Annotated in this window: 16 protein-coding genes and 2 pseudogenes; 5 read left to right on the plus strand and 13 right to left on the minus strand. The window is 27.6% G+C overall.

What is annotated here, in order from left to right:
- Nucleotides 1–76: 76 nt before the first annotated feature.
- From J7M87_RS09775 to J7M87_RS09785, 3 genes are all read right to left on the minus strand, one after another.
- Nucleotides 77–826, minus strand: a complete 750-nt coding sequence (locus J7M87_RS09775; RefSeq protein ID WP_291650874.1) for an ORF6C domain-containing protein — start codon at nucleotides 824–826, stop codon at nucleotides 77–79.
- 71 nt (nucleotides 827–897) lie between these two features.
- Nucleotides 898–1,053 carry a hypothetical protein gene (locus tag J7M87_RS09780; RefSeq protein WP_291650875.1) on the minus strand — a complete coding sequence of 52 codons (156 nt, stop codon included), beginning with the start codon at nucleotides 1,051–1,053 and terminating at the stop codon, nucleotides 898–900.
- 76 nt (nucleotides 1,054–1,129) lie between these two features.
- Entirely contained in the window at nucleotides 1,130–1,348 is a 219-nt protein-coding gene (locus J7M87_RS09785; protein ID WP_291650876.1) for a DUF739 family protein, read from the minus strand.
- A gap of 162 nt (nucleotides 1,349–1,510) precedes the next feature.
- Here J7M87_RS09785 and J7M87_RS09790 point away from each other — a divergent pair, with 162 nt between their 5' ends.
- The 3 genes from J7M87_RS09790 to J7M87_RS09800 are packed head-to-tail and all read left to right on the plus strand — an operon-like array spanning nucleotide 1,511 to nucleotide 4,276.
- Nucleotides 1,511–2,062 (plus strand): transcriptional regulator, encoded by a 552-nt coding sequence (locus tag J7M87_RS09790; RefSeq protein ID WP_291650877.1) that lies wholly within the window; start codon nucleotides 1,511–1,513, stop codon nucleotides 2,060–2,062.
- Between the two features lie 26 nt (nucleotides 2,063–2,088).
- Nucleotides 2,089–2,547, plus strand: a complete 459-nt coding sequence (locus J7M87_RS09795; protein WP_291650878.1) for an ImmA/IrrE family metallo-endopeptidase — start codon at nucleotides 2,089–2,091, stop codon at nucleotides 2,545–2,547.
- Nucleotides 2,548–2,560: 13 nt separating this feature from the next.
- Nucleotides 2,561–4,276: a recombinase family protein gene (locus tag J7M87_RS09800; protein ID WP_291650879.1), complete on the plus strand. Its 1,716-nt coding sequence runs from the start codon at nucleotides 2,561–2,563 to the stop codon at nucleotides 4,274–4,276.
- Here the strand turns inward: J7M87_RS09800 and J7M87_RS09805 are convergent.
- From J7M87_RS09805 to J7M87_RS09815, 3 genes and pseudogenes are all read right to left on the minus strand, one after another.
- Nucleotides 4,259–5,044, minus strand: a pseudogene (locus J7M87_RS09805) (FAD-dependent oxidoreductase); the annotation flags it as partial. The gene J7M87_RS09800 and the pseudogene J7M87_RS09805 sit on opposite strands and share 18 nt — an antisense overlap.
- Nucleotides 5,044–6,033: a sulfide/dihydroorotate dehydrogenase-like FAD/NAD-binding protein gene (locus J7M87_RS09810; RefSeq protein ID WP_291650880.1), complete on the minus strand. Its 990-nt coding sequence runs from the start codon at nucleotides 6,031–6,033 to the stop codon at nucleotides 5,044–5,046. The pseudogene J7M87_RS09805 and the gene J7M87_RS09810, both read right to left, overlap by 1 nt.
- Nucleotides 6,034–6,140: 107 nt before the next feature.
- Nucleotides 6,141–7,130 (minus strand): annotated as a pseudogene (locus tag J7M87_RS09815) (D-alanyl-D-alanine carboxypeptidase family protein); the annotation flags it as partial.
- A 309-nt stretch (nucleotides 7,131–7,439) separates the two neighbouring features.
- On the opposite strand from J7M87_RS09815, the gene J7M87_RS09820 reads away from it, so the two are divergent.
- Both J7M87_RS09820 and ytfJ read left to right on the plus strand, forming a co-directional pair.
- Complete coding sequence (locus J7M87_RS09820) at nucleotides 7,440–8,039, plus strand: DUF2953 domain-containing protein (protein WP_291650882.1); 600 nt, start codon at nucleotides 7,440–7,442, stop codon at nucleotides 8,037–8,039.
- A gap of 11 nt (nucleotides 8,040–8,050) precedes the next feature.
- Nucleotides 8,051–8,533: a GerW family sporulation protein gene (gene ytfJ, locus J7M87_RS09825; protein WP_291650883.1), complete on the plus strand. Its 483-nt coding sequence runs from the start codon at nucleotides 8,051–8,053 to the stop codon at nucleotides 8,531–8,533.
- A 160-nt stretch (nucleotides 8,534–8,693) separates the two neighbouring features.
- Here the strand turns inward: ytfJ and scpB are convergent, their stop codons facing one another.
- The 7 genes from scpB to J7M87_RS09860 form a co-directional block, all read right to left on the minus strand.
- Complete coding sequence (scpB, locus tag J7M87_RS09830) at nucleotides 8,694–9,302, minus strand: SMC-Scp complex subunit ScpB (protein ID WP_291650884.1); 609 nt, start codon at nucleotides 9,300–9,302, stop codon at nucleotides 8,694–8,696.
- Complete coding sequence (locus J7M87_RS09835; protein WP_291650885.1) at nucleotides 9,295–10,041, minus strand: segregation/condensation protein A; 747 nt, start codon at nucleotides 10,039–10,041, stop codon at nucleotides 9,295–9,297. Before J7M87_RS09835 ends, scpB begins: the two co-directional genes overlap by 8 nt.
- Before the next feature lie 345 nt (nucleotides 10,042–10,386).
- Nucleotides 10,387–11,607 (minus strand): D-alanyl-D-alanine carboxypeptidase family protein, encoded by a 1,221-nt coding sequence (locus J7M87_RS09840; RefSeq protein ID WP_291650886.1) that lies wholly within the window; start codon nucleotides 11,605–11,607, stop codon nucleotides 10,387–10,389.
- Between the two features lie 90 nt (nucleotides 11,608–11,697).
- Entirely contained in the window at nucleotides 11,698–13,002 is a 1,305-nt protein-coding gene (locus J7M87_RS09845; protein WP_291650887.1) for a pyrimidine-nucleoside phosphorylase, read from the minus strand.
- Nucleotides 13,003–13,174: 172 nt separating this feature from the next.
- Entirely contained in the window at nucleotides 13,175–14,053 is an 879-nt protein-coding gene (locus J7M87_RS09850) for a tyrosine-type recombinase/integrase (protein WP_291650888.1), read from the minus strand.
- 70 nt (nucleotides 14,054–14,123) lie between these two features.
- Nucleotides 14,124–14,759, minus strand: a complete 636-nt coding sequence (spoIIM, locus tag J7M87_RS09855; protein WP_291650889.1) for a stage II sporulation protein M — start codon at nucleotides 14,757–14,759, stop codon at nucleotides 14,124–14,126.
- A gap of 165 nt (nucleotides 14,760–14,924) precedes the next feature.
- Nucleotides 14,925–15,009 (minus strand): IS3 family transposase (locus J7M87_RS09860; RefSeq protein ID WP_291648866.1); only part of this gene is annotated, 85 nt, incomplete at its 5' end.

Raw genomic sequence — 15,009 nt, forward strand, 5'->3', positions numbered from 1 at the left:
ATCTGATATAAACTCAACCCTTCTTATATCTTTTTTATTAATTATTGTTCCATGAACTTCTAAAAATCTTTCCATATTAAATTACCTCCTCAAAATCTACTTGGTTATTTACTTGTATAATTTCATCCCTTAATACTGTAGGTAATATATAACTTTTAACTAACTCTCTAGCTTTACTTAATTGACTTCTCTTTATAGCTTCATACCTAGTAACTCCAAACTCTCTTTTAAGTTGATGCTGAATATCTGCATACACTCTTCCTCTTAAAGAATTATCTTTATAAGCAGCACTCTTATATCCACCTAGGTGTATTATTCCTACTTTTCTTACCAATGCTTGAAGCTCTTTACACTCAATATTAAATAGTGGACTATTACCTTTAAAATCATTGAAATCTTCCTTAAGTTCTGCAACTTCTTCTTTTACTTCCTTTGCATATCTGAATTGAAGCTCTAATATTTGTTCTGTAGTCAATTTCAATGGTTGTCCCTTTAATGACTTTTCCATTTCTTCAAACTTAGTCACATATTCAGCTGTAAATAAAACCCCTTTTTCTCCTGTCATTTTGTTTGCTACCATATCACAACCTTTTCTAGTTAATAAGAAACAATCGTATGTTTTATTATTTCCTTCAACTTTATAAGTATCTTTTATAAAGAAATCTTGAGAACGGAAATTTCCGTTTTCTAAATGTCCTATATATCCTTTAATACTCTCTAATAAATCTGAATGTCTTTTATCAACCATAATAGCAACTTCTCTGCTATCTACAACAGGAACTGCTTGTCCTCCAATGTTAATTTGTTTAATAGTTATATTATTCATTTCTTATCCTCCTTAACTTTTATTATGTTATATAGCTTGTACTAAAAGGCGATTAAGCCTATTCTCATATGTTATAATTGAACTTTATCTAAGTTTTCTAGCTTATCTATAAATACACCTAACTCTTCATGAGTTAATTTATTAGAAACTATATCCGCCGTTACTTCAGCAAATTTATTTTCTAATTCTTTTGTATCTTCTGGTAATATCAAAGTTACTTCATACATACAAATCCCCCTTAAAATTTTCTATAATATCTTATGCTGAATATTTATTTATGTTCATTATTTTATCAAGTTCAATTTATTGAACTTCTTTTTCAAAAAAATATACTTGAATTTCATTTGATACTATATTTAGCAATTCTGAAATCTTAGTTATTTCATCTTGAGAGAAGAATATTTTATTATTTAATTTTAATGACAAAGTTCTTTCAGAAACTCCCATGGCCTTAGCAAAACGCCCTTGAGTTCCATATTTTTCAATTATTCTTCCTCTTAATCTATTATAGTTAAAAGCCATATTGTCACCTCCTGTCATTTAGTTCAATTTATTGAACAACCTAATAATATCATGTCATATTTTGTCTGTCAACAATTTTTGTTCAAAATTTTTAACTTTTATGTTTAAGATGTTGAACTTCAATTCAAAATACTATATAATATCATTGAAAGGAATGTTGTTATGAATAATGAAAATACATCAACTAGATTAAAACAAATTATGAAAGAAAGAAATTTAAGGCAAGTAGATTTATTAGAGATGGTAAAACCATTTTGTGAAAAATATAATGTTAAAATTAATAAATCTGATATAAGCCAATATTTATCTGGAAAAGTAAAACCAGGGCAAGAAAAACTTTCAATGTTAGGAATGGCCTTAAATATAAATGAAACTTGGTTAATGGGCTATGATGTTCCTAAAGAAAAACAATATAATATTGAAAAAACATCTTTATCTGAAAATGAAATATTATTATTAAAAAATTTTAATATACTTAACAAAGATGGAAAGTCAAAACTGATTGAATATAGTAATGACTTAATTGAAACTCCAAAGTATTTAGAAAATAATAAAATTATTGATCTTCCTAAGAAAGAAAAACAAATATGGGAAGAACCGGGTAAAGATCATTTAATGCCTATAGCTTGTCATGATGATAATCTTACTGATGAAGAAAAAGTTATAGTTGATGAAAGAATAAATGAGATTTTAAAAAATATTGATAAATATTAATATATAAAATTTAATATGGAGTACAGATGAGTAATTATGAGAATTTAATATCCTTTGCATATTCTCATGGTATTAAGGTTATAGAAGAAGACTTGGGTATAGATAAACCATTTGGAAAATGCATAGGTAATTTAATTATTATAAATAATAGGGTTAATGAATGTGAGAGGCTTTGTGTCTTATATGAAGAATTAGGGCACTTTAAACTTACTATTGGTGACATAACTAATCAAAGTATTTTAAATAATAAGAAACAAGAATCTATAGCTCGTAGATGGAGTTATGAAAAGCTAGTATCTCCAGATGATATAATTGCTGCAATTCTATTTGGGATAGATAATATATATGATTTAGCTGATTATCTAAATATTACAGTAGATTTCCTAACTCAATCTATCGAGCATTATAAAAATAAATATGGTATTTATTATGTTGGTAAAACGCACTTACTAACATTTGAGCCATTAAATGTTATAAATTATTAACGGAGGTGATTATTTGCTAAAGGTAGCTATTTATTCAAGAAAATCAAAATTTACTGGTAAAGGTGATTCTATAGAAAATCAAATTGAAATGTGTAAAGACTACATAACTAATACTATTGGTAAAGATGTAGATTTTACAATTTATGAAGATGAAGGATTCTCCGGTGGTAATCTTGATAGACCTAATTTTAAAAAGTTAATGAATGCTATTAAAAATAAAAAATTCAATATTTTAGTATGCTATAGGCTTGATAGAATCAGTAGAAATGTTGCTGACTTCTCTGGAACTCTAGAAATACTACAATCTAATAATTGTTCCTTTGTAAGTATTAAAGAACAATTCGATACATCTAGTCCAATGGGTAGAGCTATGATTTATATTGCTAGTGTTTTTGCTCAACTTGAAAGAGAAACTATAGCTGAAAGAGTTAAGGATAATATGCTTGAAATTGCTAAGAATGGTAAATGGACAGGTGGAAAAATCCCTTTAGGATTTACTTCAGAAAAAATTGAATATATAGATGAAAAAGGATTTACCCGTAATTCTCCCCAATTAATTATAAATGAAAAAGAAATGGAGTTCGTAAAATTCTTATATAATAAATATTTAGAGTTAGGTAGTCTTCATAAATTAGAAGTTTATATTCATGAAAATAATATTAGATCTAAAAATGATGTTTTATATGAAAAATCATCTTTAAAGACAATACTACAAAATCCAATCTATGTTAAAGCTAATAATGATGTTGTCGAATATCTTAATAATTCAAATTGGACCGTATATGGTGAGCCTGATAATATTCACTCCTTATTGACTTATAATAAGACAGAACAAACAAAAAAAGATGGCAAATATGTTAAAGTAAAAAAAGATGAATCTGAACGTTTAGCTGCAGTAAGTTCTATTAAAGGATACATTGAGCCAGAACTCTGGTTATCTGTTCAAAAACAATTTGATAAAAATAAAGATACCTTCCCAAGGTTAGGTAAAACTCATAATGCTTTATTAGTAGGTAAAATACGCTGTGGTAAATGTAAAGAGTATATGTTAATTACTCATGGTAGAATATCCAAAACTACAGGAGAAAAGTTATTTTACTATACCTGCTCCTTAAAGAAAAAATCTCGTAAAAAGTTATGTGATAATGGCAATGCAAAAGCTGCTGATTTAGAAAAGTTAGTTTTATTTTCTTTAAAGCAACTTAGTTTAAATAAAAAAGATTTCTTATCAAAAATAAGAGAGAAATATAAAACTGATGAAAGTTATAAAAATATAGACTTAGAAAAACTATCTTTAAATAAGTCACTTAAAGAAAAGAAATTACAAATAGATAATCTAGTTACAAAACTATCACTATGCAATGACATTGAAGATATCTTACTTAGTAAAATCAAAACTTTAAAAGATGAATGTAATAACATAGAAAAAACTCTTACAGAATTGGACAATAAAACTTTAACTTTAAAGAATAACCTACTGAATTTAGATCTTATAGAATCTTTATTAAATAAATGTTCTATTATAGATAAGCTTGATAGATCTGAACAAAAATTAATTATAGATAATTTAATTGACACTATTTATTGGTATAGTGATGGACCAGGTAAAGGAAAAATAAAAATTAAGTTTGTTGGCACTGATGATAATCAAAAAGAGATTAATTTTACAATTAAAGAAATGCAACAACTAATGTTGCATTTCTGTTCTCATAGCATGTCCAGTATCTAGAAGTATTATATTTTCTGCAAATTCTTTTAAAGCATATTGCTGGCAAACCTTTGCATTAAGTTTATCATAATTTATATCTTCCTTTGGAACTTCTAATATAACACAGCCTGTTTCATCTAATTGCTTAACTATTTCTTTTGATAAACTTTCTTTAGCTAACTTACAAGAACCTGAAAATGCTCCTAGCGTATCTTCATCTCTTTCTCCTTGTATATCTGCTACTCCGCATCTTTCACTTATACTTATTCTTGGCCCAAAGGCTGGACATCTTAAAACGCACATAGAACATCCATTTCCATATCTTAAACAGTTTCCCATCGGTCCTGTTGTTCCAGTAGTTTCAATAAATACATCTCCCGCTTCATAAGTACCATCACTAAGATAAATTCCTTTAATCTTACTACCTTCTAGATTAACATCGGTAACTCTACTTTCTATATGAATATTTATCCCCATTTTCTCTAAATATTCACTTATTTTACCTTCAATTAAATTCACATCATATAAAGTTGCATGCTTATGACCTGGAAATTCTATATCTTTATGCCTTGCAGTATCATCTACAATATCAATTAGATCTCCAGCTCCAAGCTCTATTAATTCCTCGGAAGCAGTCCATCTTCCATTATTTCTCATTATTCCTCCAACATTTCCAAGTCCTAATAATAAATCTGTCTTTTCATATAAATGAACTTCTGCTCCTGCTTTCTTCGCTGTTATTGCTGCGGCGCATCCAGACCAACCGCCCCCAACGATAATAGTCTTTATCATATAAATCTTCTCCCTTCAAATACATTTCTTGGATCAGCTTGAACTTTACAAAAACGCTTTACTCTATGGCCAGAAAATCTAGCGGTACAACTTCCGCATACCCCTTCTCCACAGCACATTTTTATATTATTACAACAAGATAACTTTATATCTTCACCTTGTATATTATCTAAATAATCAATTATTTTTACAGTTAATATATCAGCCCCAGCAATATGAATATAATTTACATTTTTATCTTTTATATAAGATTTTATAAGAACTTTTACTTCATCAGTTAGCTGACCTTTATCTAATACTGATTCTTCAATTACATTCACATCATATTCGGACAAAAATTCTTTAACATAACTATCTCTATAAGGTGCCTTATCTAAAATTAAATTTATATTATTATTATTTAGAGACAACTTTCTTATTACTGGCATCATAGGAGCCATTCCTATACCTCTAGCTATTACTAATACATTATTATTAACTTGCTTATCTAAATTTTTAAGACCGAAAACTCCATTCCAGTATGGTCCTCTAATAGTTATTTCTCCACCTTCTTTTATATCTAATAATTTCTTTGTTTTAATTCCTCTTATTTCTATCATTATGGTTATTACATTTGTTTCAATATTTGATTCCAAAATAGAAATAGGAACATCAAAATAAACATTTTCATTAGTTCTTATAAATATAAAGCTTCCAGGCCTTACTAGATCTATAGCCAATTTATGTGGAGCTCTAAATTTAATTAAAAGAACATCATTTTGATAAAGAACCTTTTTTTCAACTAAACAATTATATGTTTTTCTCCCCTCTTTTGACTTAGATCCATTATTTATAAATTCATGATATATACATACCCCATTCCAATTTAAGCAATCACAAAAGCAGCTTCCTTGTAATTGAGAGCACAATATACATTCATTTGATTCTGCCAGATGACAAGGACAAAACTCTGTTCCAGCATCTATACAATCAACAGCTTCTTTCATTTTTTGAATCTCCCCACTAGATTTCTTACATAATAATAGATTATTTTCTATTTTTCATTTTGTTACACTATATTTTTATATAACAAAAAAAGTAGAAGATAACTCCCCTACTTTTTAAAGATTATATTTTCAAATTCTTCTTTACTCATATTTATATTACTTATTAATGGAAATTTACTTTTTTCTTGTTTTTCATCTTTAATTGAAATTTTTCCTAGTATATCTCCAGTTTCTACATCAGAACTTCTATTAAATACCTCTACTTCAACTATATCTTTTTCCTTATATCCATAAGTTATATCTTCTTCTTGTATTATATTACCTAATCCTGCAAGATTTTCTCTTTGTAATATCTCTTTATTAGATATTTCCGCAAAAGTATTTGTGCTTATGACGTAATTAAATATTTTTTCTGTTACATTCCATCTATCTACACAATTTAAAACAACAATAATAATATTTCTACCATTGTGATTAACTGATGAAACTAAGCATTTTCCAGCTCCTCCAGTATATCCTGTCTTTACCCCGTTTGCACCCGGTATTCTATATAATATTTTATTTATATTTTGATAATCTCTTGTGAAATTATATTTATCTTTATATATAACTTTTTCTCCTACAATTTCTCTAAAGAAATCATATTCCATTCCTTTAGCTGTTAAAATCGCTAAATCATATGCTGAAGAATAATGTTTTGCACTATCAAGCCCATGCGGTGATTCAAAATGTGAATCTATAATCCCTAAACTTCTTGCAAAATCATTCATTATATTAGAGAAATTTTCTACTGATCCGCCTATATCTTCTGCTATAGCAATAGCAGCATCATTACCAGATCTAAACATTAATCCAAATAATAATTCTCTCATTGTCACTTTTTCACCAGCTTTATATCCTACAGTTGAACCCCTAATAGATGAAGCATTCTTACTGATGGTTACTATTCTATCTAAATCTCCATAATTTATTGCTATAAGGGATGTCAAGATTTTTGTAGTACTGGCCATCGGAACAATTTCATATCCTTTTTGATTCCATAGTACTTCTCTACTTTCTGCATCTATAGCTATGGCATTTCTAGCAGATACCTTTAATGGAAGTTTGCTATCAACTTTATTTCCGTCAATATCAATATAATCTTCCTCAAGCATTTCTACTGTTTCGTCATCCATATCTACATCATCGTCAATAAATGCTTTTACTGAATAAATATTCCATTGTAATGTCAATAATACTAATAAAATAGTAAAAATAACTTTTTTTAAAACTTTCATAAAATCACCCTCTACATTAACCATCTATGAGTAGTTTGTTCTAAAAGTTATTTTTTAAACATTTTTTTATTACTTTTTTTCATTTTCACTTATGGTAATTATTAGAATGGTTTAGAAAGGAGTGTGAAAATGGCTTTAATATTGTCACTTTTAATTATTATATTACTACTTATTTTTCCTATACCAATGAAAATTGAAATTAGTTTTAACGAAGGTTTATTTAAATTAAAAATATTTAACTTAAATATTTTTTCATCAAATAATGGTATTGAAAATAAATTGTTAAAAAAACTTATTAATAAAACTAATATAGATTTTAAAAAAGAAACCACAATAGAGTATAAAGATAAAAAAGCCATTAAATCCTCACCCCTTAAGCGAAAAAAAATTATAAAGAAAATATCTATACAAAAGTTATATTCTAATATTTCTTGTAATAAATTTAAACCTCTTATAAAAATAGATGGTCACTTAACTTTTGGTATTGATGATGCTGCATATTGTGCAATTCTTTATGGCTTGTTATGTAATACTCCAACTTTACTTAGGTTAATATTAGAAAAAGCTTTTAAAGTTAAAGGTATAAAGCTTAACATTATTCCTAAATTCAATACTAATACTATATATTTTGGTATAACTAGTATATTTTACTTTAATCTTGCTAATATTATATATATATTATTTTTATTGTATAAATCTTTTGAAATTGAGGAGGTGACTCCCGAATAGGGAGATATATTATGTCAAACGAACATCCTGTTGAAAATTTAATGAAAAGTACTATGGAAAATCTAAAAGATATGATAGATGTAAATACAGTTATAGGTGAAGCTGTAGAAACACGTGATGGTAGCTACATTATACCAATATCAAAAGTAACATTTGGTTTTGCATCTGGTGGAAGTGAATTCGGAAATCAATGCAAGCCAGCACCTGATAAAGATGCTAAACATCCTTTTGGTGGCGGTTCTGGAGCTGGTGTTACAGTTAAACCTGTTGCATTTTTAGTTCTTAGAGATGATGCTGTAAGGCTTCTTCCTGTTGATCAAAATAATACATATGATAGAATTGTAGATTCTGTCCCTCAAATTATTGATATGATTAAAGGATGCTTTAATCATGACAAGAAGAAGCCAAAAGATCCAAATCCTAATGTTGAAAATAACATATGTGATTCTAACCCATGTGATGATAGTGACTCATCATCTAATAACCTATTCTAGAATTTTTTTAGTAGATATTTCAATACAAGAACTCACCAGTTATTTTTAAACAAATAACACCAAATAAGAAATTCTTATTTGGTGTTATACTTTTAATTAAATCTTATAATTTATTATAAACCCAGTTAATATTTTTAATACGTCTTTTTCGAGGCTACTACTATATTTCCTTAATTATTTCACTCATAGCTTCTATTGTTTCTTCATCTTTTTCTGAATACAAATCTAAAGATGGCAATTCATTTAATTCCTTTAATCCAAATTGTCTTAAGAACTCTTCAGTTGTTCCAAATAAAATAGGTCGTCCTGGAACTTCCAACCTACCAACTTCTTTTATTAAATCTTTTTCTAATAATTTATGGATAGCACTTTCTGATTTTACTCCTCTTATTTCATCTATATCAATTCTAGTTATAGGTTGCTTATAGGCAATTATAGCTAAACTTTCTAAGGAAGCTTGTGATAAAGATTGTCTCTTATTCTTCTTTAATAATTTTTGTATATAATCGCTATTTTCAGCCTTTGTAACTAATTGATATTCTCCATTTATTGATATTAGCTTAATTCCTCTTTTTTCTTCTTCATAATCTAAAATCATTTCATTTAAAATATTTGATATTGTTTTAGGTGAAACTTCTATAGAATTACTTAAATCCTTAATAGTTAAAGGTTCTCCGCTTACAAATAATAATGCTTCTATTGCAGATTTTATTTTAGGTTTTGATGAAATTTCTTCAAATTCATATTGCTTAATTTCAGTTTTACTCACCTATTTTTCTCCTTTCAATTAATATGTCATCAAAGTTGTCATCTTGATAGACTTTAATCATCCTAAGTTTTATAAGCTCAAGAAGAGCTAAAAATGTTACTACTGCTTCTAGCTTACACTCGCTTTCTCTTATTATATCTCTAAATTTAACTATTCTTTCATCTTCAATATTACGTAATAACTCGTCCATTTTATCTTCAATCTTATATTTATCTATATAAATCTTTCTTTGAATTATATTTTCCTTATTTTGCTTCATAAGGAAGTTTTCTATTAATTTATTATAAATATTATAAAGATCAAGTAACGTAATATTCTTAAATATGTCCTCTTCTTTCTTATCACTTTTAATTTCTTCAATTATTTCTGGTTTTTTTGTATATATGTCTCCAGAATTTATGTATTTTTCTTTAAAGAATAATGCAGCACCTTTAATTTTCTTATATTCAATAAGCTTTTCCATAAGATTTTTTTCTATATCCTCTTCATTTTCTTCTGAAACCTTAATGTTAGGTAATAACTTTTTAGACTTTATTTCTATAAGAGTAGCTGCAACTACTATAAATTCAGATGTAATCTCTAAATCCATAATTTTCATATCATCTAAATATTTTAAATATTGACTAGTAATTTTATATATTTCTACATTATAAATATCCATTTCATTTTTTTTAATTAAATGCAGCAGCAAGTCAAATGGACCTTCAAAATTTGCTACCTTTACTTTTGGCATTTCCATAAATATCATCCGCCTTTGATAACACTATATTCCTTCAAATATATAATATCAATTTTAATAGTAAAGAACAACCTTTGTTTTATTTTGCTATACAAAATAGTTAAAAGTGAAATAGTGGAGATGGAAAGTTTAAGGAAAAAATCATTGCATGACTTTTTAAAAATTATGCTTTACACTTAATTTTTAGTTTTGCTGAGCAAAACAACATTAACTCTTTCACTCTTAATTTTTCACTTATAAATCGCCTCTGATTATACCTTGAAATAATAAAATAAAAAATATCGGATACAAGTATCTCTACTTATATCCGATATTCACTCTATGTATTTGGAAGATATAATTTTACTATATTCCTTTTTTAAACATGTTTTTCATATTGAACTTGAAGTTTTCAAATATTCCACCAAGTTTTATATCTCTATCAGAATATAATTCTACTTCTCCAATCTTTTCTTCCCCTAAATAAACTTCACATTTACCTACAATATCACCTTGTTTATATTCCTTTTTAACTTCGTCTATAACTATTCTCTTCTCTAATTCTGTATTTGTTCCCTTTGGTACTATTGCTACTAAATCATCCTTTGCTCTAGCAACTAAAAATTTATCAGTTTGTTTGCTTAAATAGATATTTTCTACATCTTCATCCTTTGATAAAAGTTTTTTACCTTCAAATTTAGAGAATCCATAATTTAAAAGCATTCCTGCATCTCTGTTTCTTACTTTATATGTTGGTGCTCCCATAATAACAGAGAGCATTCTAACACCATTTCTAGTTGCTGTTGCAGAAATACAATATTTTGCTTCTTCAGTATATCCTGTTTTTAATCCATCACAACCCTCAAAAAATCTTACAAGCTTATTATGATTAACTAACTCTATTGGTGATTTTCTTCCTTCAGATATTGTTTCCATATAAATTCCTGAATATTTCAATATTGTTGGATGCTTTAAAAGTTCCATGGACATAATTGATATATCTCTTGCAGTAGATAAATGACCTTCTGTAGGTAAGCCATTACAATTTTTAAAGGTTGTATTAGTCATACCTAATTCTTGTGCTCTTTTATTCATCATTTCTACAAAAGCTTCTTCTGTTCCACCTAAATATTCAGCTAATGCTACAGCAGCATCATTACCAGATGCAATGGCAACACCCTTCAATAATTCTTCTACAGTTCTTATTTCTCCTGTATCTAGGAGCATTGTGCTTCCGCCCATCTTTTTAGCATTTTCACTACATGTTACCTTATCTTGTAATGTTATTTTTCCGCTATCTATAGCTTCCATAGTTAGAAGCATAGTCATTATTTTAGTTACAGATGCTGGAGCGAATTTTTCATCAATGTTTTTCTCATAAAGAATTTTACCGCTTATTGGCTCTATTAATAATGCTGATCTTGCATCTACATCAAGTCCTTCATCACTAAAAACCTCTTCAGTCCATTCTTCATAAGTTTCTATTGAAATATCATATGGTTCTATATCTGCTTTTACTGGAACTATAGATATAGATAATAAGCTTAAAACAATTGCGACAACTTTATTCATAAATTTTTTCTTCATCATATTGCCTCCCTTCAAAGCTTATTATTACCAATAAAAATAAAAATATGATAAAAAGAACTAAATTCTTCTTACCATATTTTTTAAAATTTATTCTACAATATCGTATATTAAAGGGATCTCATTATCTAGAGAGCTAGATATAATCATATTCTTAATTATATCATTCTTAGCTTTTTCTATATTACTTTCATCATTACTATGAATATAAGCTAGTATATCGCCCTCTTTTACTATTTCCCCTCTTTTTTTATTTAAAACTATACCTACAGATAGATCTATTATACTTTCCTTTGTTTCTCTTCCCGCTCCAAGTTCCATTGCAATTAACCCAAAGGCTTCTGCATTTATTTTTGAAATCACACCGCTTTTAGTAGCTTTTACTTCAACTATATATTTGGCTTTAGGAAGTTTATCAGTATCATCTACAAAACTTGCATCTCCACCTTGAGCCTTAACAAATTCCTTAAGCTTTTCTAATCCCTTACCGTTATTAATATTTTCTAATAATAATGCCTTACCTTCTTCGAAGTTACTTGCTGTATTTCCACAAACAAGCATATAGCTACCTAAAGTTAATGTTAATTCTAATAAATCTTTAGGTCCATTTCCTTTTAATAATTCTATTGCTTCTTTAACTTCAAGGGAGTTACCTATTGCATATCCTAAAGGTTGATCCATATCTGAAATTACACCTATAGTTTTTCTTCCTACTGAACTTCCTATATCAACCATTTCTCTTGCTAGAGCCTTAGCATCTTCAGGTGTCTTCATAAATGCTCCGTCTCCAACTTTTACATCTAATACTATAGCATCTGCTCCTGAAGCAATTTTTTTACTCATTATACTTGATGCTATTAATGACATATTATCTACTGTTGCTGTAACATCTCTAAGGGCATATATCTTTTTATCAGCTGGGGCAATATTACCTGTTTGACCTGTTAATGCTATTCCTATTGTATTAGAGTTATTTATAAATGTTTCTTCAGAAAGTTCTACTGAAAATCCATTAAATGCTTCTAATTTATCAATAGTTCCACCAGTGTGACCTAATCCTCTACCAGACATTTTAGCAACTGGAACTCCAAGAGATGCAACTAATGGTGTTAAACAAATACTAGTCTTATCTCCAACTCCACCAGTTGAATGTTTATCTACCTTTACTCCATTTATTGATGATAAATCAATCTTATCACCTGAATCAACCATTGCCATAGTCAAATCTGCAGTTTCTCTTTTATTCATCTTGTTAAAGAATATAGCCATAAGTAATGCTGATGCTTGATAATCTGGAACTTCTCCCTTTGTGAATCCATTTACAAAAAACTCAATTTCTTCTTTAGATAATTCTAGACCTTTTCTTTTTTTTAATATAATGTCATACATTCTCATAAGAACATGACCTCCTACTTTAGTATATTATTTTTAAATCTTTATCTATTTCATTTGTTATATTGCAATAATCAGTTTACCTCTATTATCTTTCTAATAGCAGTTGTATATTCCTTATTTTAATTTGATATCTTAATTTATCTTACTACTAAAATTAAAAGATTCCCTATTATTATGCTCTAGGATGAGAGTTTTTATATACAATATTTATTTTATCATTATTAATTATTTCATAATATGTGTCCATATAAGTGAGCACTTGATTTCCTAAAAGCTTTTGTACAGCTCTTACATTAGCTCCATTTTGTAATAAATGCACCGCAAAAGAGTGTCTAAAAGTATTTAAATTAACTTCTTTTTTAATTCCTGCTTTATGAGAATATTCTTTTACTATTCTCCATACACCTTGTCTTGTTAGATGATTTCCATTTAAATTAACAAATAGTGTATCAACTCCTGCAGATGCAACTTGATCTCTTATTTTTAAATACTCCTTCAATGCCTCTGTTGCACTTCTTCCAATTGGAATGAGTCTCTCATAATTTTTATTATCATGACATTTTACAAAGTTTAACTCTAAGTTAACATCATAAACATTTAATCCAATTATCTCTGAAACCTTCATTCCAGTGGCATACATAAGCTCTAATAAAGCATTATCCCTTACTCCCTTATTGCAGTCCTTATCTACTATTTTAATTATTCTGTCTACCTCATCTATAGTTAATATCTCAGGTAACTTTTTAGTTGTAGTAGTGTTCTTATAGTATATCTTAGGTATTTCACTTACAACTTTTTGATCTTTTAGATAATTATAAAAACTTCTAAGACTTATAACAATTCTGTTTATTGATCTTTCAGACTTACCTTGACTAAGCAAGTGTTGTATATAACCAAGTACTGATACATTATCCGTTTCATCAATACTCATATTTTTACTCTTTAAGTACTTAACATATAAGTTTACGTCAGTTACATAGGCATAAACAGTATTTTCACTTTTATGACTTTTTAATAAAGCTTCCTTATAATTATTCACAATTTCTTTCATAATTCTCCCCTATCCTAATACATTATTAATTCGACAAAAAACTTCTTATTCCTTCTTTATTCTCATTGGATTAGGTTAATTTATAAACTTTCGTTACTACCATTCTTATTAACCCCGGGCTCATATAGCACTCAATAATAACCCCTATGGCAAATAGGATAATAAAGAAACTTAATTTCATTACTAGTCCATTTAACATCAACTTACTACTTCCAATTCCATTAAAAAACTTTTCTTTTAACTTCACTGAAGATAACTCTAAAGAAATAATACTTATACCTATGAAAAAAGGTATATAAAATATGTTTTGTGGAACTGTCGATGTTAGAGCAATCCAAATACCTTTCCCTTCAAAAGTAGTTAATAAAAAACTAAAGGTATAACCCAACGTAAAGCCCTTTATTAGATCAATTATTAAAATTATAGGAGCTCCAAAGACAGTAAATCCTAGTGCTATTATAAGTAAAATGATTATTATATTATTTTTTATTATGCTTATAAGCAATTCATTTGTTTTTACCTCTTCAACATTTATACTTTTAATGAATGCTGTAAAGTAATCAGCTAAATCCTTTGCATCTACTCCATCCATATATTTTATGGTATATGAACCTAGTAATATACCTACAAAGAAAAAAGTTAGTACAAGTAAATAAAATATTTTATTTTCTCTAAAGTTTGAATTCAACTTTTCTATGAAATTCATATTATTCCTCCTCCATAGTTGCTATAGAACATAATATGTTTAAAGTTCCCTCATTATTCATAATTGAATATATGTAAAATATTTTTTTTATAAAAAATTTTTAAAAAAAGAGATAAACTATACAATAAACTGGTCCCTATGTCAAGGACATTTTAAAAAAGAGAGTTAGGAAGCTAAGAGCTGATTTCTGTATTGAACAGGAGTCAGCTTTTTTAAGTTCCACTGACAACGGTCATTATTATAATAATCA

It is taken from the genome of Clostridium sp. (assembly GCF_017888565.1).
GTDB lineage: Bacteria > Bacillota > Clostridia > Clostridiales > Clostridiaceae > Clostridium.